This window comes from Kitasatospora sp. RG8 (assembly GCF_017813315.1).
Classification (GTDB): Bacteria; Actinomycetota; Actinomycetes; order Streptomycetales; family Streptomycetaceae; genus Kitasatospora.
Genome location: NZ_JAGIYX010000035.1, coordinates 65,187 through 90,505, shown reverse-complemented (window position 1 = coordinate 90,505; position 25,319 = coordinate 65,187). Strand labels below are relative to the sequence as shown.

Annotated in this window: 21 protein-coding genes and 1 rRNA gene; 17 read left to right on the top strand and 5 right to left on the bottom strand. The window is 73.8% G+C overall.

What is annotated here, in order from left to right:
* The 5 genes from rrf to J5Y04_RS35205 all read left to right on the top strand — a co-directional run.
* A 5S ribosomal RNA gene (gene rrf / locus J5Y04_RS35225) occupies nt 1-114 on the top strand; the annotation flags it as partial.
* A 332-nt stretch (nt 115-446) separates the two neighbouring features.
* Nucleotides 447-3,044, top strand: a complete 2,598-nt coding sequence (locus tag J5Y04_RS35220; RefSeq protein WP_209416607.1) for a sensor histidine kinase KdpD — start codon at nt 447-449, stop codon at nt 3,042-3,044.
* A 37-nt stretch (nt 3,045-3,081) separates the two neighbouring features.
* A complete protein-coding gene (locus J5Y04_RS35215; protein WP_209416606.1) occupies nt 3,082-3,762 on the top strand; it encodes a response regulator in 681 nt (226 codons plus the stop codon).
* An 86-nt stretch (nt 3,763-3,848) separates the two neighbouring features.
* Nucleotides 3,849-4,256: an OB-fold nucleic acid binding domain-containing protein gene (locus J5Y04_RS35210; RefSeq protein WP_148645124.1), complete on the top strand. Its 408-nt coding sequence runs from the start codon at nt 3,849-3,851 to the stop codon at nt 4,254-4,256.
* Between the two features lie 2 nt (nt 4,257-4,258).
* The gene (locus tag J5Y04_RS35205) at nt 4,259-4,996 is read left to right on the top strand and encodes a DUF3159 domain-containing protein (RefSeq protein ID WP_307853461.1); all 738 of its coding nucleotides are present in this window, start codon (nt 4,259-4,261) and stop codon (nt 4,994-4,996) included.
* Between the two features lie 60 nt (nt 4,997-5,056).
* Here J5Y04_RS35205 and J5Y04_RS35200 read toward each other — a convergent pair whose 3' ends face one another.
* Together J5Y04_RS35200 and J5Y04_RS35195 are read right to left on the bottom strand one after the other, a co-directional pair.
* Nucleotides 5,057-5,728, bottom strand: a complete 672-nt coding sequence (locus J5Y04_RS35200; protein WP_209416604.1) for a TrkA family potassium uptake protein — start codon at nt 5,726-5,728, stop codon at nt 5,057-5,059.
* A complete protein-coding gene (locus J5Y04_RS35195) occupies nt 5,728-6,396 on the bottom strand; it encodes a TrkA family potassium uptake protein (protein WP_209416603.1) in 669 nt (222 codons plus the stop codon). The genes J5Y04_RS35200 and J5Y04_RS35195 overlap by 1 nt, the downstream gene beginning before the upstream one ends.
* A gap of 230 nt (nt 6,397-6,626) precedes the next feature.
* Between J5Y04_RS35195 and J5Y04_RS35190 the strand changes: the two genes are divergently transcribed.
* The gene (locus J5Y04_RS35190) at nt 6,627-8,708 is read left to right on the top strand and encodes an APC family permease (protein ID WP_209416602.1); all 2,082 of its coding nucleotides are present in this window, start codon (nt 6,627-6,629) and stop codon (nt 8,706-8,708) included.
* Between the two features lie 383 nt (nt 8,709-9,091).
* Nucleotides 9,092-10,447, top strand: coding sequence for a class I SAM-dependent RNA methyltransferase (locus tag J5Y04_RS35185; RefSeq protein ID WP_209416610.1), 1,356 nt, complete (start codon nt 9,092-9,094; stop codon nt 10,445-10,447).
* Between the two features lie 104 nt (nt 10,448-10,551).
* Here the strand turns inward: J5Y04_RS35185 and J5Y04_RS35180 are convergent, their stop codons facing one another.
* Nucleotides 10,552-10,749, bottom strand: coding sequence for a hypothetical protein (locus J5Y04_RS35180; RefSeq protein ID WP_209416601.1), 198 nt, complete (start codon nt 10,747-10,749; stop codon nt 10,552-10,554).
* A 434-nt stretch (nt 10,750-11,183) separates the two neighbouring features.
* Between J5Y04_RS35180 and J5Y04_RS35175 the strand changes: the two genes are divergently transcribed.
* Both J5Y04_RS35175 and J5Y04_RS35170 read left to right on the top strand, forming a co-directional pair.
* A complete protein-coding gene (locus tag J5Y04_RS35175; protein ID WP_209416600.1) occupies nt 11,184-11,420 on the top strand; it encodes a toxin-antitoxin system HicB family antitoxin in 237 nt (78 codons plus the stop codon).
* The gene (locus J5Y04_RS35170) at nt 11,417-11,839 is read left to right on the top strand and encodes a fic family toxin-antitoxin system, toxin component (protein WP_209416599.1); all 423 of its coding nucleotides are present in this window, start codon (nt 11,417-11,419) and stop codon (nt 11,837-11,839) included. The genes J5Y04_RS35175 and J5Y04_RS35170 overlap by 4 nt, the downstream gene beginning before the upstream one ends.
* A 36-nt stretch (nt 11,840-11,875) precedes the next feature.
* Here J5Y04_RS35170 and J5Y04_RS35165 read toward each other — a convergent pair whose 3' ends face one another.
* Nucleotides 11,876-12,745 (bottom strand): GNAT family N-acetyltransferase, encoded by an 870-nt coding sequence (locus tag J5Y04_RS35165; RefSeq protein ID WP_307853460.1) that lies wholly within the window; start codon nt 12,743-12,745, stop codon nt 11,876-11,878.
* A gap of 331 nt (nt 12,746-13,076) precedes the next feature.
* Between J5Y04_RS35165 and J5Y04_RS35160 the strand changes: the two genes are divergently transcribed.
* From J5Y04_RS35160 to J5Y04_RS35135, 6 genes are all read left to right on the top strand, one after another.
* The gene (locus tag J5Y04_RS35160) at nt 13,077-14,081 is read left to right on the top strand and encodes a RimK family alpha-L-glutamate ligase (protein WP_209416597.1); all 1,005 of its coding nucleotides are present in this window, start codon (nt 13,077-13,079) and stop codon (nt 14,079-14,081) included.
* Nucleotides 14,078-15,004 (top strand): RimK family alpha-L-glutamate ligase, encoded by a 927-nt coding sequence (locus J5Y04_RS35155; protein ID WP_209416596.1) that lies wholly within the window; start codon nt 14,078-14,080, stop codon nt 15,002-15,004. Before J5Y04_RS35160 ends, J5Y04_RS35155 begins: the two co-directional genes overlap by 4 nt.
* A 51-nt stretch (nt 15,005-15,055) precedes the next feature.
* On the top strand, nt 15,056-15,886 hold the full coding sequence (locus tag J5Y04_RS35150) for a putative RNA methyltransferase (RefSeq protein WP_209416595.1): 831 nt from the start codon (nt 15,056-15,058) through the stop codon (nt 15,884-15,886).
* Nucleotides 15,887-16,139: 253 nt separating this feature from the next.
* Nucleotides 16,140-17,534 (top strand): AAA family ATPase, encoded by a 1,395-nt coding sequence (locus tag J5Y04_RS35145; protein ID WP_209416594.1) that lies wholly within the window; start codon nt 16,140-16,142, stop codon nt 17,532-17,534.
* A 37-nt stretch (nt 17,535-17,571) separates the two neighbouring features.
* On the top strand, nt 17,572-17,964 hold the full coding sequence (locus J5Y04_RS35140; RefSeq protein WP_245206103.1) for a nucleotide pyrophosphohydrolase: 393 nt from the start codon (nt 17,572-17,574) through the stop codon (nt 17,962-17,964).
* A gap of 260 nt (nt 17,965-18,224) precedes the next feature.
* Entirely contained in the window at nt 18,225-19,004 is a 780-nt protein-coding gene (locus J5Y04_RS35135; RefSeq protein WP_209416593.1) for a DUF6099 family protein, read from the top strand.
* A gap of 643 nt (nt 19,005-19,647) precedes the next feature.
* Here J5Y04_RS35135 and dapD read toward each other — a convergent pair.
* Nucleotides 19,648-20,637, bottom strand: a complete 990-nt coding sequence (gene dapD / locus J5Y04_RS35130) for a 2,3,4,5-tetrahydropyridine-2,6-dicarboxylate N-succinyltransferase (protein WP_374106175.1) — start codon at nt 20,635-20,637, stop codon at nt 19,648-19,650.
* 216 nt (nt 20,638-20,853) lie between these two features.
* On the opposite strand from dapD, the gene J5Y04_RS35125 reads away from it, so the two are divergent.
* Nucleotides 20,854-22,560: a 3' terminal RNA ribose 2'-O-methyltransferase Hen1 gene (locus tag J5Y04_RS35125; RefSeq protein WP_209416591.1), complete on the top strand. Its 1,707-nt coding sequence runs from the start codon at nt 20,854-20,856 to the stop codon at nt 22,558-22,560.
* On the top strand, nt 22,557-25,298 hold the full coding sequence (locus J5Y04_RS35120) for a polynucleotide kinase-phosphatase (protein ID WP_209416590.1): 2,742 nt from the start codon (nt 22,557-22,559) through the stop codon (nt 25,296-25,298). The genes J5Y04_RS35125 and J5Y04_RS35120 overlap by 4 nt, the downstream gene beginning before the upstream one ends.
* The last annotated feature ends 21 nt before the right edge of the window (nt 25,299-25,319 follow it).

Genomic DNA, 25,319 nt, shown 5'->3' with positions numbered 1-25,319 from the left:
GGTGGTCATAGCGTGAGGGAAACGCCCGGTTACATTCCGAACCCGGAAGCTAAGCCTCACAGCGCCGATGGTACTGCAGGGGGGACCCTGTGGGAGAGTAGGACGCCGCCGAACAATCATTCCGAAGAACCCCCGATCCATCACGGATCGGGGGTTCTTTGCGTTTCCGGGGCTCTGTGTTTCCCGGAACGGCAGCCCACCGGAAATTGCGGCACACCGGAAATTGCGGCGCGGCGCCGTCCGCCCTCCGCCGGGCCGGCGGCCGGGTGCCCAGGGGAGAGGGTGCAGTGAAGGGTCCGGGGCCCCGCCGGCCGTCAATATGCCGCTAAAGCTGCCTGATCAGGGCCCCGATCGCTGGAGAATCACGCGTTACGCCGTAGTCTCCAAGGGAGGGGAACAGGTGTCCGGGGTGGTCCCCCGGGTCGGCCGGATCAAGAATGGTGCACATGGGACGCGGCAGGCTGCGGATCTACCTCGGGGCGGCCCCCGGGGTCGGCAAGACGTACGCCATGCTCGCCGAGGCGCACCGGCGGCTGGAGCGGGGTACCGACGTCGTCGTCGGCTTCGTCGAGGACCACGGGCGCCGGAACACGGCCGGCCTGGTCACCGGTCTGGAGACCGTTCCGCGCCGCGAGATGATCCACCGGGACGCCTCGTTCACGGAGATGGACCTGGACGCCCTGCTGGCCCGCCGCCCTCAGGCGGCGCTGGTGGACGAGCTCGCGCACACCAACGTCCCCGGCTGCCGCAACGCGAAGCGGTGGCAGGACGTCGAGGAGTTGCTCGCGGCCGGCATCGACGTCGTCTCGACCGTGAACATCCAGCACCTGGAGTCCCTCGGCGACGTCGTCGAGGGCATCACCGGGGTCCGCCAGCGCGAGACCGTGCCGGACGAGGTGGTGCGGCGGGCCGACCAGATCGAGCTGGTCGACATGGACCCGCAGGCGCTGCGTCGCCGCCTCGCGCACGGCAACGTGTACGCGCCGGAGAAGATCGACGCGGCCCTCGCCAACTACTTCCGCCCGGGAAACCTGACCGCGCTGCGCGAGCTGGCGCTCCTCTGGACGGCCGACCGGGTCGACGAGTACCTGCAGAAGTACCGGGCCGAGCAGGGCATCGAGGGCACCTGGCAGGCCCGCGAGCGGATCGTGGTCGGCCTGACCGGCGGTCCCGAGGGCGCGACGCTGGTCCGCCGGGCCGCCCGGATCGCCGCCCGGGGGTCCGGCGGCGAGCTGCTGGCCGTCCACATCTCCGGCTCGGACGGCCTGGTCGGCTCCGGGTCGGGCTCCTCGCAGACGCTGATCGAGCAGCGGGCACTGGTGGAGAGCCTGGGCGGCACCTACCACGCCGTCCTCGGCGACGACCCGGCCGCTGGGCTGCTGGACTTCGCGCGGGGCGTCAACGCCACCCAGATCGTGCTGGGCACCAGCCGCCGGCCCGCCTGGCAGTACATCTACGGCCCGGGCGTCGGCGCCACCGTGACCCGGGCGTCCGGCGACATCGACGTGCACATCGTCACCCACGAGCACGCCGCCAAGGGCCTGGGCCGGATCCCGATCCGCAAGGTCACCGACCTCGGCCGGCCGCGGGCCGTCGCGGGCTGGCTGATCGGCCTCGGCGGGCCGCCGCTGCTGGCGCTGCTGCTCACTCACACCGAGGGCCTCGGTCTCTCCACCGACATGCTGCTCTTCCTGTCGCTGACGGTCTGCGCGGCGCTGGTCGGCGGGCTCTTCCCGGCGATCGCCTCCGCGCTGGTCGGCTCCTCGGCGCTGAACTACTACTTCGCGCCGCCGATCCACACCTTCACCATCGACGAGCCGCAGAACATCATGGCGGTGGCGATATTCACCGCCGTCGGCATCGCGGTCGCCTCCGTGGTCGACCTCGCGGCCCGGCGCACCCACCAGGCGGCGCGCAGCCAGACCGAGGCCCAGACGCTCAGCGCCCTGGCCGGCACCCTGCTGCGCGGCGCGCCGGGCGGGGACGGCGTGCTGACCGCCCTGCTGGAGCAGGTCCGCGAGACCTTCCAGCAGGACGCCGCGGTGCTGCTGGAGCGTCCCGACCCGCTCGGCCCCTGGCACGCGGTCGCGTCGGCCGGCCCGCACCCGCCGGAGCGGCCCGAGACCGCCGACGTGGACGTCCCGGTCGGTGACACGCTGGCGCTGGCACTGCGCGGCCGGGTGCTGCCCGCCGAGGACCGCCGGCTGCTCGGCGCCTTCGCGGCGCAGGCCGCCGTCCTGCTGGAGCGCCGCCGGCTGGCCGGGGAGGCCGCCGCGGCCCGCCGCGAGGCCGAGGGCAACCGGATCCGCACCGCCCTGCTCGCCGCCGTCTCGCACGACCTGCGCACCCCGCTGGCCGGGATCAAGGCCTCCGTCACCTCGCTGCGTTCCGCGGACGTCGAGTGGGACGAGGAGGACGAGGCCGAGCTGCTGGCCGGCATCGAGGCCGGCGCCGACCGGCTCGACCACCTGATCAACAACCTGCTCGACATGAGCCGGCTCCAGACCGGCACCGTCACGCCGCTCATCCAGGAGACGGACCTGGACGAGGTGGTGCCGTTCGCGCTGGGCGGTGTCCCGCCGGAGGCCGTCCGGCTGGACGTCCCGGAGAGCCTTCCGATGATCCGGGCCGACGGCGGGCTGCTGGAGCGATCGCTGGCGAACCTGGTCGAGAACGCCGTCAAGTACAGCCCGGCCGGGGTGAAGGTGCTGGTCAAGGCGGACGCGCTGGTCCCGGCGGGCGGGCCGGGGCGGGTCGAGCTGCGGATAGTCGACCGCGGGCCGGGCGTGCCCGAGGACGCCAAGGAGCGGATCTTCGCGCCGTTCCAGCGCTACGGGGACGCGCCGCGCGGCGCCGGGGTGGGCCTCGGGCTCGCCGTCGCGCGCGGCTTCGTCGAGGCGATGGACGGCACGATCACCGCCGAGGACACCCCCGGTGGCGGCCTCACCATGGTCGTCAGCCTGCCCGTCGCCGGCCGCCCGCCGGGGCCGCCCGAGCCGGTGCCGCCGCCACCGGAGCCCATGGACCGCCCCTCCCACGTGTGACCACCCCCTTCCGACAGCTGTGAAAGGCGGAGCCCGCATGACCCGGGTCCTCGTCGTGGACGACGAACCACAGATCGTCCGCGCGCTGGTGATCAACCTCAAGGCCCGCAAGTACGAGGTCGACGCGGCCCACGACGGCGCGAGCGCGCTGGAGCTGGCCGCCGCCCGCCACCCCGACGTGGTCGTCCTCGACCTGGGCCTGCCCGACATGGACGGCGTCGAGGTGATCAAGGGCCTGCGCGGCTGGACCAGGGTGCCGATCATCGTGCTCTCCGCCCGGCACGCCTCCGACGAGAAGGTCGAGGCGCTGGACGCCGGCGCCGACGACTACGTCACCAAGCCGTTCGGCATGGACGAGCTGCTCGCCCGCATGCGCGCCGCCGTCCGCCGCGCCGAGCCGGTGGCCGGCGAGGACGACTCCCTGGTGGTCACGGACACGTTCACCGTCGACCTCGCGGCGAAGAAGGTCAACCGGGACGGCACCGACGTCCGCCTCACGCCGACCGAGTGGCACCTGCTGGAGGTGCTGGTCCGCAACGCCGGGCGGCTGGTCAGCCAGACCCAGCTGCTCCAGGAGGTCTGGGGCCCGGCCTACCGCACGGAGACCAACTACCTGCGGGTCTACCTGGCACAACTGCGCCGCAAGCTGGAGCGCGATCCCTCCCACCCGCGCCACTTCATCACCGAGCCGGGCATGGGCTACCGCTTCGAGAACTGAGCCGGGCCGGCCGGCAGGCCCGTCCGGGTGCCCCGGTGACCTCGTGACCTGCCGCAGCCGGCCCCGATACCGGTAGCCTTTCCGACATGAGTGGTGACAACAGCAGCGACCAGCCGCAGGGCCGCTTCCGCCGTTTGCTCAGCCGGCTGACCTCCTCCGCGGAGGAGCTCCAGGCGGAGGAGCTGCGCCAGGAGAGCGCGGCGGAGTCGGGCTGCACTCCGATCGCCAGCTGCGGGGACCGTCAACTGGTCACCGTGGCGGGCACCCTGCGCACCGTGACCCTGCGTCCCCGGGCCGGCGTGCCGGCGCTGGAGGCGGAGCTCTTCGACGGCACCGAGGCGCTGGACGTGGTCTGGCTCGGCCGGCGCTCCATCGCGGGCATAGAGCCCGGCCGCCGGCTGGTCGCCAGCGGCCGGATCAGCCACGCACGCGGGCGCCGCGTGCTGTTCAACCCCCGCTACGAGCTGCGTCCGGTCGGACACGGGAGCGAATGAGCGTGAGCATCCAGCCCGGCGGCGAGCCCGCCGCCCAGCTCGGCCTGGTCGAGGCCGCCCCCGCCGACGACGAGGCGGCCCGGCAGGCCGCCGCCTCCAAGGAGGCCGCCGAGAGCGTGATGCAGGCCTTCGGCGGCGTGCGCGGCATGGTCGACATGACGCTGCCCGGCCTGGTCTTCATCGTGACCTACAACATCACCCACCAGGTCCCGGCGGCCGCCTGGGCCGCGCTCGGCCTGAGCGCCCTGTTCGTGGTGGCGCGCCTGGCCAAGCGGGAGACCGTCCAGCACGCCTTCTCCGGCGTGTTCGGCGTCGCCATCGGCGCCTGGATCTCGATGAAGACCGGCAAGGCGGAGAACTTCTACCTGCCCGGCCTGCTCTGGAGCGTCGGCTACTGCATCGGCCTGGCCGTCTCGGCGCTGGTCCGCTGGCCGTTGATCGGCGTCATGCTCGGCCCGGTCACCGGCGAGATGTTCACCTGGCGCAAGCAGAACCCGGGCCGGCTGGCCGCCTACACCAAGGCGACCTGGGCCTGGGTGCTGATCATGGGCATCAAGCCGCTGATCCTGTTCCCGCTGTACTTCACGCACAACGTCAACCTGCTCGGGTGGCTCAAGGTCGCCCTGGGCATCCCGCCGATGCTGCTGGCGATGTACGTCACCTGGCAGATCCTCCTGAAGGCGCCGCCGCCGATCAAGGTGCAGTTGGACGACGAGCCGGCCGAGGCCGACCGGAAGTGAGCCGTGCGAGCGGGCCCGCACCCGAACCGGGTGCGGGCCCGCTCGCGCGTGAGGACCGGGTTACCGGGCGCCGGGGGAGCCCGAGAGCAGGTTCTCCAGCTCCTCCTCGCGCTCCTGCGCGGCCACGAAGAGCAGCTCGTCGCCGCCCTCCAGGGTGTCGTCCTTGCCCGGGGTGAGCACCCGGCCCTCGCGGATGATGGTCACCAGCGAGGTGTCCGGCGGCCACGGCACGTCGCCGACCCGGGTGCCGACCAGCTCGGTGTCGGAGGCGAGGGTCAGCTCGACCAGGTTGGCGTTGCCCTGGCTGAAGCGCATCAGCCGGACCAGGTCGCCGACGCTGACGGCCTCCTCGACCAGGGCCGACATCAGGCGCGGGGTGGAGACGGCGACGTCCACGCCCCAGGACTCGTTGAAGAGCCACTCGTTCTTCGGGTTGTTCACCCGGGCGACCACCCGCGGAACCGCGTACTCGGTCTTCGCGAGCAGCGAGACGACCAGGTTGACCTTGTCGTCACCGGTCGCGGCGATCACCACGTGGCAGCGCTGCAGCGCCGCCTCGTCCAGCGAGGTGATCTCGCAGGCGTCGGCCAGCAGCCACTCCGCCATGGGGACCCGCTCCACCGAGATGGAGTTCGGGTTCTTGTCTATCAGCAGGACCTCGTGGCCGTTCTCCAACAGCTCGCCCGCGATCGAGCGGCCGACGGCCCCGGCCCCGGCAATGGCGACCCGCATCAGTGACCCTCCTCGTTCGGCCCCTGCGCGAACGCGGCCTCGACCGCCACCAGGTCGGCCCGGCGCACCATCACGTGCACCAGGTCGCCCTCCTGGACCACCATCTGGGGCGTGGGCAGCACGCCCTCGCCGAGCCGGGTGACGAACACCACCCGGGTGCCGGAGGCCTCCTCCAGCGCACTGACCCGGTGGCCGATCCAGCGCGGGTCGTACGCGACCTCGGCGAGCTGGACGGTACCGCTCGGGTCCTGCCAGAGCGGCTCGCCGCCGCTGGGCAGCAGCCGGCGCAGCATCTGGTCGGCCGTCCAGCGGACGGTGGCCACGGTGGGGATGCCCAGGCGCTGGTAGACCTCGGCGCGGCGGGGGTCGTAGATCCGGGCCGCGACGTTCTCCACGCCGAAGTTCTCCCGGGCCACGCGGGCCGCGATGATGTTGGAGTTGTCGCCGCTGGAGACGGCGGCGAACGCGCCGGCCTCCTCGATGCCGGCCTCCTTCAGGGTGTCCTGGTCGAAGCCGACACCCGTGACCCGGCGCCCGTTGAATCCGGCGCCCAGGCGGCGGAACGCCGTCGGGTCCTGGTCGACGACGGCGACCGAGTGGCCCTGTTTCTCCAGCGCTCTGGCGAGGGCGGAGCCCACGCGGCCGCAGCCCATGATGACGATGTGCACCGGCGCTACCTCACCCGTCCCGTTGGGTTCTTGACCTGCGCAAACACCGTTCGTCATCCTTCCCCGCCCCGCTGTCCGGGGCGAGCGATCTCGTGGTCGCAGGGCTCGACAACCTGAGTGTTGCCCGCCTGCTCGTATCCGACACGCTAGCCGGTCCACCGAACACAGTCGCGACGAAGGGGGGGACGCAAGTCGGACCACGCGGCGAACAGCCCCTACGATTCCTTACCGTGCCTATGCCGACTGACCTTCCGAAACGCATCCTTATCGGGCGTGCGCTACGCAGCGACAAGCTCGGGGAAACGCTGCTCCCCAAGCGCATCGCGCTGCCCGTCTTCGCCTCGGACGCGCTCTCCTCGGTCGCGTACGCGCCCGAGGAGATCCTGCTGACGCTCTCCCTCGCGGGTGCCTCGGCCATCCACTTCTCATGGCAGATCGGCGTCGTCGTCGCCATCGTGATGCTCGCGGTGGTGGCCTCGTACCGGCAGAACGTCCATGCCTACCCGAGCGGCGGTGGCGACTACGAGGTCGCCACGGTCAACCACGGCGCCAACTCCGGCCTGGTGGTCGCCAGCGCGCTGATGGTCGACTACATCCTCACCGTGGCGGTCTCCACCACGTCCGGGGTGGCCAACGTGGTCTCGGCGGTGCCCTCGCTGCGCGGCCACGAGCTGACCCTCTCGGTGGTCGTGGTCATCGTGCTGATGGGCATGAACCTGCGCGGCGTCCGCGAGTCCGGCAGCGCGTTCGCCGTCCCGACGTACGCCTTCATGATCGGCGTGCTCGGCATGGTGATCTACGGCGTGGTCCGGCACTTCGGGCTGGGGCAGGACATGCCCGCCGAGAGCTCCGGATTCCACCTCCAGCCCACCCCCGGCAACGAGTCGCTGGCCGGCTTCGCGATGGTGTTCCTGCTGCTCAAGGCGTTCTCCTCGGGCTGTGCGGCGCTCACCGGTGTCGAGGCGATCTCCAACGGCGTGCCGGCCTTCCGCAAGCCGAAGAGCAAGAACGCGGCGACCACCCTGCTGATGATGGCGTCGATCGCCGTCGTGATGTTCATGGGCATCATCTGGCTGGCCCGCCTCACCGGCGTCCAGATGGCCGAGGACCCCGCCCAGCAGCTCGTCGGCGCGGGCGGCGACTACCACCAGAAGACCGCGCTCGCCCAGATCAGCGAGGCCGTCTTCTCCAACTTCACGCCCGGGTTCTACTTCGTCGCCGCCGTCACCGGCCTGATCCTGGTGCTGGCCGCCAACACCGCCTTCAACGGCTTCCCGGTGCTCGGCTCGATCCTCGCCCAGGACCGCTACCTGCCGCGCCAGCTGCACACCCGCGGCGACCGGCTGGCCTTCTCCAACGGCATCATCCTGCTGGCACTGGCCGCGATCCTGTTCATCATCGCGTTCGACGCCGACCCGACCCGGCTGATCCAGCTCTACATCGTCGGCGTCTTCGTCTCCTTCAACATGAGCCAGTCCGGCATGATCCGGCACTGGACCAGGGAGCTGCGCAGCGAGACCGACCCGGCCAAGCGCCGCCACATGCAGCGCAGCCGGGCGATCAACACCTTCGGCCTGGTGATGACCATGGCCGTGCTGATCGTCGTCCTCGCCACCAAGATCAGCCACGCCTGGATCGCCATCGCCACGATGGTCGTGCTGTTCGTGATGATGAAGGCGATCCGCCGCCACTACGACCGGGTCTCCGACGAGCTGGTCGCCGCCGAGGAGCCGGACGACGTGGTGCTGCCCACCCGGGTGCACGCCATCGTCCTGGTCTCCAAGCTGCACAAGCCCGCCCTGCGCGCCCTGGCCTACGCGCGGCTCGCCCGCGCCCACACGCTGGAGGCCGTCACCGTCAACGTCGACCCGGCGGACACCGCGGCGCTGCGCCAGGAGTGGGACGAGCGCGGCATCGAGGTGCCGCTCAAGGTGCTGGACTCGCCGTTCCGCGAGATCACCGGGCCGGTCCTGGACTACGTCAAGAACCTGCGCCGCAGCAGCCCGCGCGACGTGGTCTCGGTCTACATCCCGGAGTACGTGGTCGGCCACTGGTACGAGCACCTGCTGCACAACCAGAGCGCGCTGCGGCTCAAGGGGCGGCTGCTCTTCAAGCCCGGTGTGATGGTGACCTCGGTGCCGTGGCAGCTGGAGTCCTCCGAACGGCGCAAGCCGCAGAAGGCCTGGTCGGCGCCGGGCGCGGTCCGCCGTGGTGAGCCCCGGGCGCCGAAGGCCGTAAAGTCGAAGGTCTCCGGTACGCCGGACGGTACGACCGCCGCCTCCGCTGACAGCAGCAAGGACTCCTCCCAGTGACCCGCAACACCCCGTCCCGCTCCCACGGCTCGTCCGGTTCGTCCGGCGGCTCCGGCAAGGGCTCAGCCAAGGGCGCCCGCAAGGGCGGCGCCGGCAAGCCCGGGCAGGTCGCCCGGCCGCGCTGGGGCAAGCCCGTCCGCCCGGCCGCCACCGACCGCGACGGCTTCACCGCGCAGACGGCGCCGCTCGCGCCGGCGGAGCGCGCCCCGGAGCCGGAGCAGACCGAGCGTTCCGAGCGCCCGGCACGTGCCGAGCGCCCCGCGCGCGGAGAGCGTACGGCCCCCGCCGGCGCGCCGCGCCAGGACAAGGCCAAGGACAAGGACAAGGCCAAGGCCGGGGCCGGGGACCGTCCGCGCAAGCAGACCGTCCGCCCGCCGAAGGCGCTGCGCCCCACCCGCGCCCCGCGCGCCGAGGCGGCCCCCCGGGGCCCCGGCGGTGACCCGCTGGTCGGCGAGCGCTACGAGGTCGAGGTCGGCCCGGTCGCGCACGGCGGCGGGCACTGCGTGGCCCGGCACGAGGGCCGCGTGCTGTTCGTCCGGCACGCGCTGCCCGGCGAGAAGGTCGTCGCACTGGTCACCGAGGGCACCACCAAGTCGCGCTTCCTGCGCGCCGACGCGGTGGAGATCCTGGAGCCCGCCAAGGACCGGATCACCCCGCCGTGCCCGTTCGCCGGGCCCGGCAAGTGCGGCGGCTGCGACTGGCAGCACGTCACCCCCGGCGGGCAGCGCAAGCTCAAGGTGCAGGTGCTCACCGAGCAGCTGGCCAAGCTGGCCGGCCTGACCCCGGCCGAGGCGGGCTGGGACGGCAGCGTCGAACCGGTCGGCGGCAAGCTCCCGGCCGGGCAGGTGCCGGCCTGGCGCACCCGGATGCAGTACGCGGTCGACCAGGAGACCGGCAAGGTCGGCCTGCGCAAGCACCGCTCGCACGACATCCAGCCGGTGGACCGCTGCCTGATCGCCGCCGAGGGTGTCAGCGAGCTGGGCATCGAGTCCCGCGACTGGCCGGGCGTCGCCACCGTCGAGGTGATGGCCGCCGCGGGCTCCTCCGACCGCCAGGTCGTGCTGACCCCGGTCCCGGGCGCGCAGCTGCCGCTGGTCGAGCTGGACAAGCCGGTGTCGATCGCGCGGATCGACGAGCACGACAACATCCACAAGGTGCACGGCCGCTCCTTCGTGCGCGAGCGCGCGGCCGGCCGGACCTGGCGGGTCAGCAACGGCGGCTTCTGGCAGATCCACCCCGAGGCCCCGGACACCCTGGTCGACGCCGTCCTGGACGGCCTCGACCCGCAGTGGGGCGAGAACGCGCTCGACCTGTACTGCGGCGTCGGCCTCTTCGCCGGCGCACTGGCCGACCGGGTCGGCGAGGACGGCGCGGTGCTCGGCATCGAGTCGGCCAAGCAGGCCGTGGTCGACGCCCGGCACAACCTGGCCGCGCTGGACAACGTCCGGATCGAGTGCGACCGGGTCGAGACGCTGCTGCCGCGCACCGGCATCACGTCCACCGACCTGATCGTCCTCGACCCGCCGCGGGCCGGCGCCGGGCGCGAGACCGTCGCCCACCTGGCCGGCCTCTCGGCCCGCCGGATCGCCTACGTCGCCTGCGACCCGGCGGCCCTGGCCCGGGACCTCGCCTTCTTCCGCGAGGGCGGCTACCGCCCGGTCTCGCTGCGCGCCTTCGACCTGTTCCCGATGACCCACCACTTCGAGTGCGTGGCGATCCTGGAGCCGGTCGGCGAGTAGCAGGACGAGGGCCGACAGACGCCAGGGAGGCGGCACCCGGGGTTCCGGGTGCCGCCTCCCTGGCGTCTGGCCGTCGGGGGCCGGGGTGCTGGTGGGTGGGCCGCTCAGTGCAGGTTCTGTTCCTCTTCCTCCGCGCTGTGCGGCAGGGAGACGCCGTGCTGGGCGGCGAGCCGGAGCAGCCCGGCGATGCGGCCCTCGTACGCCTGGACGCCGTCGGCGTCCCCGTCGGCCCGCGCGGCGGCGAGGTCCTTACGGGCCTGGTCGAGCTGCTCGCGCAGCTCCTGGTCGAACATGGCTGTCATTGCCGGCCTCCACACCGGTCGGTGCCGCTCCAGGGAATGCTCGGGGCAGTTCAGAATCTCGGAAGGTGAAGAACTCTTCAAGTCTCGCTCCTCAAGGGGGTTCCGCAGGCCTCTCCGCGCCGGTTCGTGGGGGTGGTTCCGGTGGGTGGTCCCTGTGGGTGGTCTCGGTGGGTGGTGCGGCGGCCGGCCTCGGCGGACGGTGCCGGTGGGTGGTGCGGCGGCCGGTCCTGGTCGGGGAGGGCGGATGCCTCCGTTCGGGGCGGTGCCGGTGGCGCCGGCGCGCCGGGCCGTTCGACCCGGCGGGCTCGCGGGGGTTCGCGGCCGTGCGGCAGGGGCATGGCCCAGGAGAGCCGTGGCCCGCGGCCGGGGAGGGGGCGTACGAGGGCCTGTGTGCGCCCTTGTTGTGCTAGCACTTCGGCGCTAGCTTGAGGGGCATGGGTAAGAAGCAGCTGAACGTCCGGGTGGACGCCACCACCGCGGAGATGGCCCGGGAACGGGCGGAGCAGCAGGGGATCAGCATGAACCAGTACATCGAGCGCCTGGTCCAGCAGGACATGGGCGAGGCCGGGCGGGCGTTCGTCGACGCCGCCGCGCAGTTCATGAAGGAGTACGAGACGGCGTTCCTGGCCGAGTTCGGTGGCGCGACCGACCTCCAGGACGTGCGCCGTTGAACCTGGAGGTCGACCTCTCGTGGCTGCTCATGACCGCCGAGCAGTACACGCCCGGTGACCCGCAGGTCACCGACTACGGATCGCTGCTCGCGGCGGTTTCCCGCCACCAGGCCGAGATCTTCGACATCTCCGTCTACCCCGAACCGCAGGACCGCGCCGCCGCCCTGATGCACCAGCTGATCCGGGTGCCGGCCCTGGAGAAGACCAACGAGCTGTTCGCCACCGCCGTCGCCTACGCCTACCTGGTGGCCAGCGGCTGCACGGTCGCCACCACCGCCCGCGAGGTGCGCAGCCTCGCCCGGGCCATCCGCGAGGGGCGGCTCGGCGTGTCCGGCGTCGCCGAGCGGCTGGCCGCGTGGGTGGTGGACGAGGCCGAGGGCGAGGGCGTCAGCGGCGAGGAGGACGAGGACTCGGACTGAGTCCGCCGCCCCGGCCCGACGGACGGGGCGGGCCGGTCACGCCCCGTTCTGGGCGGGCTCGGCGATCAGGGCCGTGGCGAACGGGCGGAAGCCGGCCCGGCGGTAGATCCGGGCGACGTCCTCGTCGGCGGCGGACAGGAACACCGTCCGCACCCCGTTGGCCCGCGCGTGCGCGACCAGCGCCGCGGTGACCGCGAGGCCGAGCCCCTGCCGGCGTGCCGACGGCAGGGTGCCGACGCCGGCCACCTCGGTGACCTCGCCGACCGGGTTGTGCTGGCCCGCGCAGAGCACCGAGCCGTCCTGGACGGCCGCGGCGAGCACGGTCCTCCCGGCGGTGATCCGCCCGGCGACCCGTGCGGCCGAGCCGTCCGCCGCCGCCTCGCGGGCCGCGACGGCCAGCTCGTCCAGCCCTGCGGTGCCCGTGGCGGTGCCCGGCTCGCCGAAGGCCAGATGCGGCACGGCCACCGCACTCGCCAGCTCCGGGGCGCCGGCGGCCAGGATCCGGACCTCCACGCCCTCGGGCGACGCCGGCGTCGCCCCGGCCGGCTCGTCGTCCGGACCGAGCACCAGCAGCGGGTGCTCGTGCACCGTCAGCCCGGCCTCCTCCACCGCCGCGCGCAGCTGCGGGTCGTGCTCGGCCACCCACTCGAAGGCCTGCGGCTGCTCCAGCTCGCGCTGGCGGGCCAGTACCCGGCGGACGTCCTCGGCGGTGGCGGCCGGGCCGGAGTGGCCGAGCGTCGGGCGGGCGTAGTACGGCCAGCCCTCGCCGTCGCGGACGAACAGGGTCAGCGGGCCGAAGTCCTCGACGCGGGCCGCGGAACGGGGCACGGCGTCGTAGTACTGCTCGATCCCGGAGAGGAGGTCGGGGAGGGCGCGGCGGGCGGCTGCAAGATCGTCAGAGGTCACGCCGTGCATCCTGGCAGGCCCGTCGTGGACCTGCCACCGTTTTGCTTCGGCGGTCGGTTTTGCTTCGGCGGTCGGTCGTCGACTCCGTCGACGGGCCGTCCGTCGCCCGCCGTTGGCCGTCGGTCGCCCCCGTCGGTCGCCCCCGTCGGCCGTCCGCCGCGGCCGTCCGCCCACCGCCGGGCGGGGCCCGGGCATTTCGGACCGATTGTTGCCGAATGCTTACAGGCCGGGCGATCTTGTGTGCAGGCGCCATGGCATTCTGGGGCCTTTACAGCTCTGCCGGACGCGAACGGCGGACGTCCGCGCTGGCGAGGAGGGGGAAGACAGGCTCATGAGGCTCTGCTTTCTGGTCGAGGAGCACTACCGGCACGACGGCATGCCGCTCGACGTGGTACGCCAACTCACCGCGTGGGGACACCGGGTGGACGTGCTGCGCCCCGGGAACTCGCTGATGGCGATCTCCGAGGCCGTCCGGGCCGGAAGCCACGACGCCTGGGTGCTCAAGACCGTCTCCGGCGGCCCCGGCCTCACCCTCCTGGAGGCGGCCGCCGCCGTCGGCCTCACCACCGTCAACGACGTCCGGTCCATCCGCGGCGTCCGTGACAAGGCGCTCGCGGCGGTGATCGCGCGCACCCGCGGCCTGCCCGTCCCGGTCACGTACGCGGCGGCCCGCTGGGAACGGCTCGCGGAGATCCCCGCGTCCGAGTACCCGCTGGTGGTCAAGCCCGCCGACGGCAGCTCCGGGCGGGCCGTGCGGCTCGTCCCCACCCCCGACCACCTCGTCGGACTCGGCCCGCTGCTCGCCGGTGAGGGTCTGCTGATCGCCCAGCCCTACGTGCCCAACTCCGGTACCGACCTCAAGGTGTACTGCGTCGACGGCGAGCTGTACGCGACCGAGCGCTGCTCGCCGCTGCACCCCGGGCAGGGCGTGCGCGAGCGGCAGGTGCCGCTCCCCACCGAGGTGGCGCGCATCGCCGGGCAGGTGGGGGAGGTCTTCGGGCTCGACCTGTACGGCGTGGACGTGCTGCTCGGCCCGGACGGCCCGGTGGTCGTCGACGTCAACGACTTCCCCAGCTTCCGACAGGTGCCGGACGCGGTGGCCCGGGTCTCCCGCGCCGTGCTGCGGCTGGCCCGCACCGGGACGGCGGTCTCGGCACCGGCGGGCGTGTCGGCGGCTTCGGCGGTGTCGGTGCCGACGGGCGTGTCCGCCGTCGCGGCCGTGCCGGTGCCGTCGGTGTCGTCGGTGCCGGAGCCGGTGCGGCTTCCCGCACAGGGCGCCGGGGTCGGCGTGGGCGGGGCCGGGTTCGTCACCGGCGGCATGGGCGGGACGATATGAGGATCGGCCTGGTCACCCCCGACCCCGGCCATCCGCTGCTCGCCGCCACCGCCGCGCTGCTGGCCCCCGACCACCGGGTCGAGACCATCGACCCCACCCCCGACGCCACCCCGCCCGCCGAACGGATCGGCCCCGGCCCGCTGGCCGACGTCTACCTGCTCAAGGCCCGCACCCCGTACGCCCTCGCGCTCGCCCGGCACCTGGAGGAGCGTGGCGCCCTCGTCCTCAACTCGGCCGCCGCGACCGGGTTCTGCCAGGACCGCACCGCCATGGCCGACCTCGCCCACCGGGCCGGCCTGCCGTTCGCCGCCACCCGCACCGCCGCGAGCCTCACCGACCTCGCCGGCGAACTCTCCGACGCCGACTACCCGTTGGCGGTGAAGAGCCGCCACAGCCGCCGCCACGACCTCGTCGCCCGCGTCGACGGCCCCGACCGGCTGCGCGACCTCGCCGCCCAGTGGCCCGCCGAACCCGTGATCGCCCAGCCCTACCTCGCCAACACCGGATGGGACCAGAAGATCTGGGTCGTCGACGGGCAGGTCTTCTGCGAGCGCCGCCGCTCCGAACTCGCCCCCGCCCCCGCCCCCGCCCCCGCCGCCGGCCTCCCGGCCGACGGAGCCGCTGCCGGGGGCCGGTCCGGTCCCGCCGAAGGCCGGTTCGGCCCCGCCGACCTACCCGCCGACCGCGCCGAGCTGGCCCGCCGGGTCGGCCGGGTGTTCGGCCTCGACGTCTACGGCATCGATCTGCTCGACGGCCCCGCCGAACCCGTCATCGTCGACATCAACGCCTTCCCCGGCATCCGCGGCCAGGCCGGCGCCCCCGAAGCACTCGCCGCGCTCGCCCTGCGCACCGCCCGGACCGGCGGCGGCACCCCGCGGCTGCCCGGCCAGCGGGATGCGCAGCCGCGCACCACCGGTCGTTAGGCTTGCCCTTCCGGCCGGACCGCACGACCGGATGGCGAGAGAAGACGGACGTTGCTGCAGGACATCGAGCCCTACCTGGCCTGCCCGCACTGCGCGCAGGCGCTCACCCCCGAGGGGCGCACCCTGCGCTGCCCCGGCGGGCACAGCTTCGACATCGCCAAGCAGGGCTACGTCAGCCTGCTCGCCGGTGACGCCCACACCGGCACCGGCGACACCGCCGACATGGTCGCCGCCCGCAGCGACTTCCTCGCCGCCGGCCACTACCGCCCGATCGCCGACGCCCTCGCCGACGCGGCCTCGGCCGCCTCGCCCGAGGGCCTCGTCGCCGACCTCGGCGCCGGCACCGGCCACTACATCGCCCACGTCCTCGACGCCCTGCCCGGCCGGCCCGGCGCCGCCCTCGACATCTCCAAGTACGCGCTGCGCCGCGCCGCCAAGGCCCACCCCCGGATCGGCGCCGTCGTCTGCGACGCCTGGCGCCCGCTGCCGCTGCTGGACGGCGCCGCCGGGCTCGTCCTCAACGTCTTCGCCCCGCGCAACGGCCCCGAGATCCGCCGCGTGCTGTGCCCCGGCGGCACCCTGCTGCTGGTCTCGCCCACCCCGCGCCACCTGCGTGAACTCGTCGCCGGACTCGGACTGCTCTCGGTCGACGAGGAGAAGCAGCGCCGGATCGACGAGAAGCTCGGCCCCCACCTCACACCGGCCGGGCGGCAGGAGGTCGAGTTCACCATGCGGCTCGCCGCCGCCGACGTCCGCACCGTCGTCGGCATGGGCCCGAGCGCCTGGCACACCGATCCGCAGCGGCTGGCCGCCCGGCTCGCCGAACTGCCCGACCCGGTCGAGGTGACCGCCTCCGTGACGGTCGCCGCCTACCGGCGGTGAGCTGCCGGGGGCGGGGTCGAGCCGGCGCGGGCCGAGGCTGAGCCGCCGGAGGCCGGGGACGCGCTACCGGGGCGGGCAGAGTCGGCGGGGTCGGGGACGCCGCGGGCTGAGGCTGAGCTGCCGGGGGCCGGAGGCCGGGGACGAGCTGGGCGTTCCCGGGGTGGCGTCCGCTGCGGGGACCGCTCACCTCGTTGGGATGAATCTGCTGAGCAGGCACGTTTCTGCCGCGAGGACTGCGGCTAACGTCCGACGGGTGAACCGCGACGCCACCCGGCCCGCCGTGCCGGCCCACGCCCAGCAGCGCACCTCGGACCCCGGACGGCCGCCCGCACAGCGCCCCACCGTGGAGGAACTCCGGCTCACCTCGTTCAAGTCCTACCGGCGCGCCACCCTGCCGCTCGCGCCCCTCACCGTGCTGCACGGACCGGCCGGTGTGGGCAAGTCCAACGCCCTCGACGCCCTCGCCGTCCTCTCTCGCCTCGCCCTCGGCGAGGAGATCACCGACTCCCTCGACGGCCTCCCCGGCCGGCGCGGCCCGCTCGCCACCGCCGTCCGCGGCGGCCTGGCCGGCTGCGTGCCGCACGGCCGCAACGCCCTCATCCTCGGCTGCACCGTCCGCTCCTGCGACGGGCCGATCGGCCTCGAAGTCGTCATCCGCACCGACGGCCCCGTCCGGATCGCCCGCGAACAGCTCACCCTCGACGGCCGGACCCTCGTCGAAACCGGCGAGCAGGACCTCCGGAACCGACGGATCAACGTCAGCTGGCACAACGACACCCGGCAGGGCGACATCCGCGCGCCCTTCACCAGCACCACCCTGATCACCGCGCAGATCCCGCTGCGCGTCGCCGGCTCCTCGCCCGGCGAACGCAAGGTGCTCACCGCCGCGGAGCACCTGCTCACCGCGTTGCGCGAGGTCTTTCCCGTCCATCCCGTGCCCGCCCTGATGCGCGACTGGGCCCGCCCCGACCCGCAGGCCAGGCTGCTCAGCACCGCCGCCAACATCTCCGCCGTCATCGCCCGGCTCAGCAACGAGTGCACCCGCCGCTACGGCCAGCTGCTCCGCGTCGTCCAGTCCGCCGCCCCGCACCCCCTGCTCGGACTCGACCTCGCCCGCCGCGGCACCGGGGCCGGCGAACGCGTCCTCGTCGTCTTCGACGAAGGCGTCCTCGGCCGCACCGGAGCCGACCAGGCCTCCGACGGCATGCTGCGCCACCTCGCGTTCGCCGCCGTGCTGCTCACCGGCGCCGACGTCCTGGACCTGGACGTGGCCACCGAGGTGCCCTGGGCGCGCCGGCAGCTCACCGTGCTCGCCGAGGACCTCGGGGCAGGGCTCGGCACCGAGCAGACCGCCTCGCTGCTGCGACTGGCCCGCGACATGTCCGGGCGCCACCAGCTGCGGATGCTCGGCGCGTTGCAGGAGCCGGCCGCGGCCCGGGAGGCGCTCGGCGGGGCCGGCGAGCTGCCGCCCGGGGTCGCGCTGGTCGAGTGCCGGCGTGACCCCGACTCCGGGCACACCGTGCTGCGGACCGAGACGGCGCGGGTGCCGGCCCAGGGCGGCGCACGGGGCGCCGGGGCGGTCGTGCCGGGTGCCGTACCCGTTGTGGGGGCTGCGACTGCGGATGCGGTAGACGTGGAGGGTGAGTGAACGAGTCACGGGCCCGGCGGGCCCGACCCTGGAGAGCCTGCGGCAGCGGTTGACGGACTTCGCCGCGGCACGCGGCTGGGAGCCCTTCCACACGCCGAAGAACCTGGCGGCGGCGCTGAGCGTGGAGGCCGGCGAGCTGCTGGAGATCTTCCAGTGGCTCACGCCCGAGCAGGCCGCGTCGGTGATGTCCGAGCCCGACGACGCACACCGGGTGCGGGACGAGGTGGCCGACGTCCTCGCCTACCTGTTGCAGTTCTGCACGGCGGTCGGCGTGGACCCGCTGACCGCCCTGGCCGCGAAGATCGAGCGCAACGAGCTGCGCTTCCCGGTGCCCGGCGCGGGGCGTGGGACAGGGGAGGGGCGTGGGACAGGGACGGGGGAGGGGCTCGTGGAGGAGTCGGGGGAGGGAACCGGGGGAGAACGAGGGTGAACGGCCGGCCGGGGAACCGCCCGGGGAACAGCCCCGGCAACGGCCCGGGTAACCGGGGAACGGCCCGGCGTCAAGCAGGACGTGAGCGAATCACCCTTGTGAGGGACGGAAGTTATCCACACCCCCCGGGTTGTCCACAGGTTCTGAGGAGACGGCTGCGCCCGTCCGTCCTGGGGCGCACGCTTTCGCCGTGACCAGGTGTCCACGCGGTCGAGCGGCCGCGCGGACACCGCGAGAACGCGCGGAAGGGGTGGCGGCCGATGGAGGCGCTACGACTGATCAAGACGGCCCGGCACGCCCTGGCCGAGGCCAGGAACGTGCCGGACGTGCTGGCCGAGGCGCGGCAGGCTGCGCTGCTCACCGAGGCGGTGGGCGCCCGGCTGGCCGAGCTGGACGACGGTGAGCTGGCCGGTCTCGGCCAGCAGCTCGCCGAGGCCGGCAGCCATGCGGCCGGGTGCCTGGACCACTCCTCGGGGGACTCGTCCGCGCTCCTGGGGCTGGGTGTCGGCGGACGGGCCGGGCGGCTCACCGAAATCGGGCCGCTCCCCCCGGTGCTGGCCGAACTCGGGGCGCTGCTGCGGGACGTCGGCGAGACGCTGGTGGTGCTGGCCTGCGGCGCGGACACCGAGAGCCTGTACTGGACGTGCATCGACGGGGTCGACGCCGGCGCCGACTGCAAGGACCTCGTCGCCCGGCTGGGTCAGGTGGTCCGGCAGGCGGCCGGGGAGTACGAGCGGGAGCAGGCGGAGCCCGCGGTGACCAGCCCGCCGTCGAAGCCTCAGGCGTCCGAGGAGGATGGGCCGTTACTCGTGCTCAGGCTCGGCCCGCCGCCCGGCCGGTCAGAGGCCCGGGTCCCGGACGACTGCAGCTCCGCGAGGTCCGCGGTCACCGAGGTGAGCAGTTCCTGCAGCTGTTCCAACAGGCTCTTCGGAATGGCCGGCACGGCCGACGCGTCGGGTGCCGGATGCTGCTGCACGGCGGATGCCTCGGACCAGGGTTCGGACATGAGCGGACCTCTTCGGATCGGTAGTGCGGTGTGAAGCGGCTGGCGGTGGCTCGGCGGCCTGGGCGGCACGGCGCGCGGTACCGCGCCACCGGGGCAGGGGCCCCCGCCGCTGCAACCAACGAACCGCCCGATACCGGGTCACCGGCCACCACCCAATGCGGTCCAACTCCCGTGGCCGGTAAGCCTCTCGGGTGATCTGGGCTTGCCGCCGGCCGACCGCCTCGGCTAGGCGGCGGGCGGGCGGAGGTGCGCCGCGCGGAGTGCCGGCGGCGTGCTGTGCGGAGGGGCCCATCGGTGAGCGCTCACCGATGGGCCACCGGTGGAGGGCGTTGGGCTGCTCGGCACCGGCCTGCCCGGTGCCGGGCCGCTCCGGGACGGGCCTCCAGGGGCCGACCGATCCGGGCACCTCCCCGTGGCAGGCCTACCGTGGTGGGCGGTGGGCGGTGGGCGGTGGGCGGTGGGCGGTGGGCGGTGGGCGGTACGCGGCGCGCGGCCTGTGGTGTGTTGTGCGCGGCGACGGGCGAGCGGCGAGTGGGAAGCGGGAGAGGGGTGGGGGAGGGGGTGGGGGGAGGAGCCCCGAAGAACGGCGAAGCGAAACGCGAACCCTCCACCGCAAACACCGGGCCCCCGGCGCCGTCACGGCACCGGGGGCCCGAAAACCTCAAGCGTGAAGGAGGTCAGTTGTGGGCGTGCAGCTCGGCGTTCAGGCCGCCCCACGAGCCGGAGCGGGCGATGACCTCGACGGCGCCGGTCTGGGAGTTGCGGCGGAAGAGGAGGTTGTCCTGGCCGGACAGCTCGACGGCCTTGGCGACCTTGCCGTCCGGGGTGGTGACCCGGGTCCCGGCGGTGACGTAGAGCCCGGCCTCGACCACGCAGTCGCTGCCGAGCGAGATGCCGATGCCGGCGTTGGCGCCGAGCAGGCAGCGCTCGCCGACCGAGACGACCTGCTTGCCGCCGCCGGACAGCGTGCCCATGATCGAGGCGCCGCCGCCGATGTCGCTGTGGTCGCCCACCACGACGCCGGCGCTGATCCGGCCCTCGACCATCGAGGTGCCGAGGGTGCCGGCGTTGAAGTTGACGAAGCCCTCGTGCATCACGGTCGTGCCCGGGGCGAGGTGCGCGCCGAGGCGGACGCGGTCCGCGTGGGCGATGCGCACGCCCGAGGGGGCGACGTAGTCGGTCATCCGCGGGAACTTGTCGATCCCGTACAGGGCGAGCCGGCCGCCCTGGGCGCGGACCGCGAGGCGGGCCTGCTCGACCTTGTCCACCTGCACCGGGCCGATGCTGGTCCACGCCACGTTGGCGAGCAGACCGAAGAGGCCGTCGAGGTTCTGGCCGTGCGGCCGCACCAGGCGGTGGCTCAGCAGGTGCAGGCGCAGGTAGGCGTCGTGCGCGTCGATCGGCTTCTCGTCCAGCGAGGCGATCGTGGTGCGCACGGCGACCACCTCGACGCCGCGGCGGGCGTCGGTGCGCAGCGCCTCGGCCGCGCCGGCGCCCAGTTCGGCCTCGGCCTGCTCGGCGGTCAGGCGGACGGTGCCGGCCGGGCCGGGCTCGGCGGCCAGCGCGGGGGCGGGGTACCAGGTGTCGAGGATGGTGCCGTCGGCGGCGATGGTGGCCAGACCTGCGGCGACGGCGCCGTTTGCGAGGGAGGTGGATTCTGCAGTCACATCGTGCACGTTAACGAATACGGGCCGCCGGTGCCGAACACGCTCACCGGGCGGACACGGGGCCGGGCGCGACCGCCGGAGCCGTGCGAACGGCAGACGCGGGTCGGGTGCGGGTCGGGTGCCGGGCTCGCGTGAGGCCGGTGCCGGGTCGGCGCACGGCCGGGCCGGGGCAAAACCCGGTGCTCAGCGGGCAGGTCCTGGGCAATACTCGGGCGGGTGTTCATGTCGATCTCCACCACAGGCACTGCCGGGAGCCCGGCCACCGACCTGGGTTTCCTGCTGCACAAGCACCCGGGCAAGGTCCAGCAGTTCTCCACGTCGCACGGCGAGGCGCACGTCTTCTACCCGGAGGCCGGCGACGAGGCGTGCACGGCCGCGTTGCTGCTCGACGTCGACCCCATCGCGCTGGTCCGCAAGGGCCGGGGCAAGGGTCGCGGCGGCTCGCCGGACTTCGCGCTCGCCCAGTACGTCAACGACCGCCCCTACGCGGCGTCCTCGCTGCTCGCGGTGGCGTTGCGGACGGTGTTCCGGACGGCGATGAAGGGCGTCTGCGAGGCCCGCCCCGGGCTGGTGGACGTCCTCCGGCCGCTGCGGATCGTGCTGCCCGCCGTGCCGGCCAACGGCGCCGGCGACGGCGGCGGTGTCGCGATGGCGGGCCGGCTCTTCGAGCCGCTGGGCTGGCGGGTCGAGGCATCGGCGATCCCCCTGGACGAGGCGTTCCCCGAGTGGGGCGAGTCCCGTTATGTCCGGCTGGAGCTGTCCGCCACGGAGGTCCGGCTCGCGGACGCGCTCCAGCAGCTGTACGTACTGCTCCCGGTGCTGGACGGTGCCAAGCACTACTGGGTCGCCCCGGACGAGGTCGACAAGCTGCTCGCCGCCGGCGAGGGCTGGCTGGCGGACCACCCCGAGCAGGCCCTGATCGCGCGCCGCTACCTGTCCCGGCGTTGGACGCTCACCCGGCGGGCGATGGAGCGGCTGGAGCTGGCCCGGCTGGCGGAGGCCGACGACCGCGAGGTCGAGGAGATCGACAACGCGGTCGACGACACCGCCGAGGAGACCGGGCCGCAGGGGACGGAGTCGCAGGAGACCGCGCTGCAGGGGACGGCGTCGCCGGAGCAGCCCGCCGGGGAGCGGAAGCCCTCCCTGGCCGAGCAGCGCCGTACGGCGATCCTGGCCGCGCTTGCCGAGACCGGGGCGGCCCGGGTGGCCGACCTCGGCTGCGGGCAGGGCGAGTTGATCGGCAGCCTGCTCGAGGACGCCCGGATCACCGAGGTGCTCGGCGTGGACGTGTCCGCCCGGGCACTGTCGGCGGCCGCGCGCAAGCTGCGGCTGGAGCGGATGACGGAGCGCCAGGCGGCCAGGGTCAAGCTGGTCCAGGGCGCGCTGACGTACACGGACGCGCGGCTCAAGGGCTTTGACGCGGCCGTGCTCTCCGAGGTGATCGAGCATCTGGACCTGCCCCGGCTGCCGGCGCTGGAGTACGCCGTGTTCGGGGCGGCCCGTCCGGCGGCGGTGGTCGTCACGACGCCGAACGTCGAGTACAACGTCCGCTGGGAGAGCCTGCCGGCCGGTCACGTCCGGCACGCCGACCACCGCTTCGAGTGGGACCGGGCCGAGTTCCGGGCGTGGGCCGTGCGGGTCGCGGAGGCGTACGGCTACACGGTGGTGATCCGCCCGGTCGGCCCGGAGGACGACGAGGTGGGCGCGCCGACCCAGCTCGCGCTGTTCCGCATAGGCACGCCGCCCGTGCCCACGACCACCGTCGCGACCCACCCCGGCACCGCCGGGACCGCCGACGTGACAGCCACCGAGGTGACAACCGCCGACGTGACAACCACCGAGGTGACAACCACCGACGTGACAACCACCGAAGTGACGGCCGCCGAATCCACCACGACGCCCGAAGGGGGCGAGACCCGATGACCGACGACGCACAGTCCCCGAAGCTCACCACGGACGCCCCCACCACGGACGCCCCCACCACGGACGCCCCCGCCCCGGACGCCGAAGCCCCCAAGGTCGAGGCCCAGGAGACCGAGGTCCCCAACGCCGAGGCCCCCAGGAGCGAGACCCCGGTCACCAGCGCCAAGCCCCGCCGCCTCCCCGTCACCGACGTGTCCCTCGTCGTCCTGATCGGCACCAGCGGCGCGGGCAAGTCCAGCTTCGCCCGCAAGCACTTCCTCCCCACCCAGGTGATCTCCTCCGACTTCTGCCGCGGCCTGGTGGCGGACGACGAGAACGACCAGTCGGCCTCCGCCGAGGCCTTCGACGTGCTGCACTACATCGTCGGCAAGCGCCTCGCCGCCGGCCGGCTGACCGTAGTGGACGCCACCAACGTGCAGCCGGAGGCCCGCAAGCAGCTGGTCCGGATCGCCCGGGAACACGACGTACTGCCCATCGCGATCGTGCTGGACGTCCCGCCGGGCGTCTGCGCCGAGCGGAACAGGACGCGCCCGGACCGGCAGCTGCCGGCCCACGTGATCCCGCGCCAGAACCGCGAGCTGCGCAGGTCCCTGCGCGGTCTGGAGCGCGAGGGCTTCCGCAAGGTGCACATCCTGCGCGGGGAGGCGGAGGTCGAGGCCGCCGAGATCGTGCCGGAGAAGCGGTTCAACGACCTGCGCCACCTCACCGGCCCGTTCGACATCGTCGGCGACATCCACGGCTGCCGCTCCGAGCTGGAGACCCTGCTCGCCCGTCTCGGCTACGTGCTGACCAGGGACGACGCCGGCCGCCCGGTGGACGCCGCGCACCCCGCGGGCCGCACCGCCGTCTTCGTCGGCGACCTGGTCGACCGCGGCCCCGACACGCCGGGCGTGCTGCGCCTGGTGATGGGCATGGTGGCGGCCGGGCACGCGGTCTGCGTACCGGGCAACCACGAGAACAAGCTCGGCCGGGCGATGGACGGCAAGAAGGTCACCGTCTCGCACGGCCTCCAGGAGTCGCTGGACCAGCTGGCGGGGGAGTCGGAGGAGTTCCGCGCCGAGGTCCGGGCCTTCATGCGCGGCCTGGTCAGCCACTACCTGCTGGACGGCGGCGCCCTGGTGGTCTGCCACGCGGGTCTGCCGGAGAGGTACCACGGCCGGGCCTCCGGCCGGGTGCGCTCGCACGCGCTGTACGGGGACACCACCGGCGAGACCGACGAGTACGGCCTGCCGGTGCGCTACCCGTGGGCGGAGGAGTACCGGGGCAAGGCGCTGGTGGTCTACGGTCACACCCCGGTGCCGGTGGCGAGCTTCCTCAACAACACCATCTGCCTGGACACCGGCTGCGTCTTCGGCGGCAGCCTCACCGCGCTGCGCTACCCGGAGCGGGAACTGGTGAGCGTGGAGGCCGAGCAGGAGTGGTACGCGCCGGTGCGCCCGATGCACACGGACGCGCCGGGTGCCCGCGAGGGCCGGCCGCTGGACCTCGCCGACGTGGCGGGCCGCCGGGTGGTGGAGACGTCGCTGCACGGCCGCGTCGCCGTTCGGGAGGAGAACGCGGCGGCCGCGCTGGAGGTGATGAGCCGGTTCGCGATCGACCCGCGGCTGCTCGCCTACCTGCCGCCGACCATGGCACCGAGCGCGACCTCACGCCGCCCCGGCTACCTCGAACACCCGGAGGAGGCCTTCTTCGCCTACCGCGAGGACGGCGTCCGGCAGGTGATCTGCGAGGAGAAGCACATGGGCTCCCGCGCGGTGGTGCTGGTGGCCCGGGACGAATCGGCGCTGGAGAAGCGGTTCGGCCTGCCCGGGCCGGGTGCGATCTGGACCCGGACCGGCCGGGCGTTCCTCGGTGACGACGAGCTGACCGCCGCGGTCCTGGGGCGGCTGCGGGCCGCCGCCGAGCGCTCGGGGCTCTTCGACGAGCTGGGCACCGGCTGGCTGCTGCTGGACGCCGAGCTGATGCCGTGGTCGCTCAAGGCCGCCGAGCTGCTGCGCCGCCAGTACGCGGCGGTCGGGGCGGCGGCGGGCGCGGCGCTGCCGGAGGTGCTGGCCGCGCTGGAGCAGGCGGCCGGGCGCGGGCTGGACCTCGCCGGGCTGACGGAGCGCCAGCGTCGGCGCGCCGTCGACGCGCAGGCGTTCACCGAGGCGTACCGGCGGTACTGCTGGCCGACGGAGGGCCTGTCGGGGATCCGGCTGGCGCCGTTCCAGGTGCTCGCCGCCGAGGGGGTGAACCTGGCGGTGCGCCCGCACGACGAGCACCTCGCCTGGATCGACGGGCTGGTCGGGGCGGACCACGCGGCCGAGCCGCAGGCGCCGGTGCTGCACCGGACCGGCCGGCTGGTGGTGGACACCACCGACGAGGCATCGGTGGCCGCGGGCGTGGCCTGGTGGGAGGAGCTGACCGCGGCCGGTGGCGAGGGCATGGTGGTCAAGCCGCTGGCGTCGCTGGTCCGCGGCGAGGCGGGGCAGGGGCGCCCGGGCGGGCTGATCCAGCCGGGTGTGAAGGTCCGTGGCCGCGAGTACCTGCGGATCATCTACGGTCCGGACTACACCCACTACCTTGACCAGCTGCGTCAGCGCTTCCTCGGGCACAAGCGCTCGCTGGCGCTGCGCGAGTACGCGCTCGGCCTGGAGGCGCTGGACCGGCTGGCGGCGGGTGAGCCGCTGTGGCGGGTGCACGAGCCGGTGTTCGCGGTGCTGGCGCTGGAGTCGGAGCCCGTCGACCCGCGTCTCTAGGCGCGAGGGCCTGCGAGCCCG

Coding starts and splice junctions, on each gene's coding strand:
- J5Y04_RS35210 (WP_148645124.1), top strand. CDS start 3,849: ATGAGTGGTGACAACAGCAGCGACCAGCCGCAGGGCCGCTTCCGCCGT.
- J5Y04_RS35120 (WP_209416590.1), top strand. CDS start 22,557: ATGACCGACGACGCACAGTCCCCGAAGCTCACCACGGACGCCCCCACC.
- J5Y04_RS35155 (WP_209416596.1), top strand. CDS start 14,078: ATGAGGATCGGCCTGGTCACCCCCGACCCCGGCCATCCGCTGCTCGCC.
- J5Y04_RS35200 (WP_209416604.1), bottom strand. CDS start 5,728: ATGCGGGTCGCCATTGCCGGGGCCGGGGCCGTCGGCCGCTCGATCGCG.
- J5Y04_RS35160 (WP_209416597.1), top strand. CDS start 13,077: ATGAGGCTCTGCTTTCTGGTCGAGGAGCACTACCGGCACGACGGCATG.
- J5Y04_RS35215 (WP_209416606.1), top strand. CDS start 3,082: ATGACCCGGGTCCTCGTCGTGGACGACGAACCACAGATCGTCCGCGCG.
- J5Y04_RS35135 (WP_209416593.1), top strand. CDS start 18,225: ATGGAGGCGCTACGACTGATCAAGACGGCCCGGCACGCCCTGGCCGAG.
- J5Y04_RS35175 (WP_209416600.1), top strand. CDS start 11,184: ATGGGTAAGAAGCAGCTGAACGTCCGGGTGGACGCCACCACCGCGGAG.
- J5Y04_RS35220 (WP_209416607.1), top strand. CDS start 447: ATGGGACGCGGCAGGCTGCGGATCTACCTCGGGGCGGCCCCCGGGGTC.
- J5Y04_RS35180 (WP_209416601.1), bottom strand. CDS start 10,749: ATGACAGCCATGTTCGACCAGGAGCTGCGCGAGCAGCTCGACCAGGCC.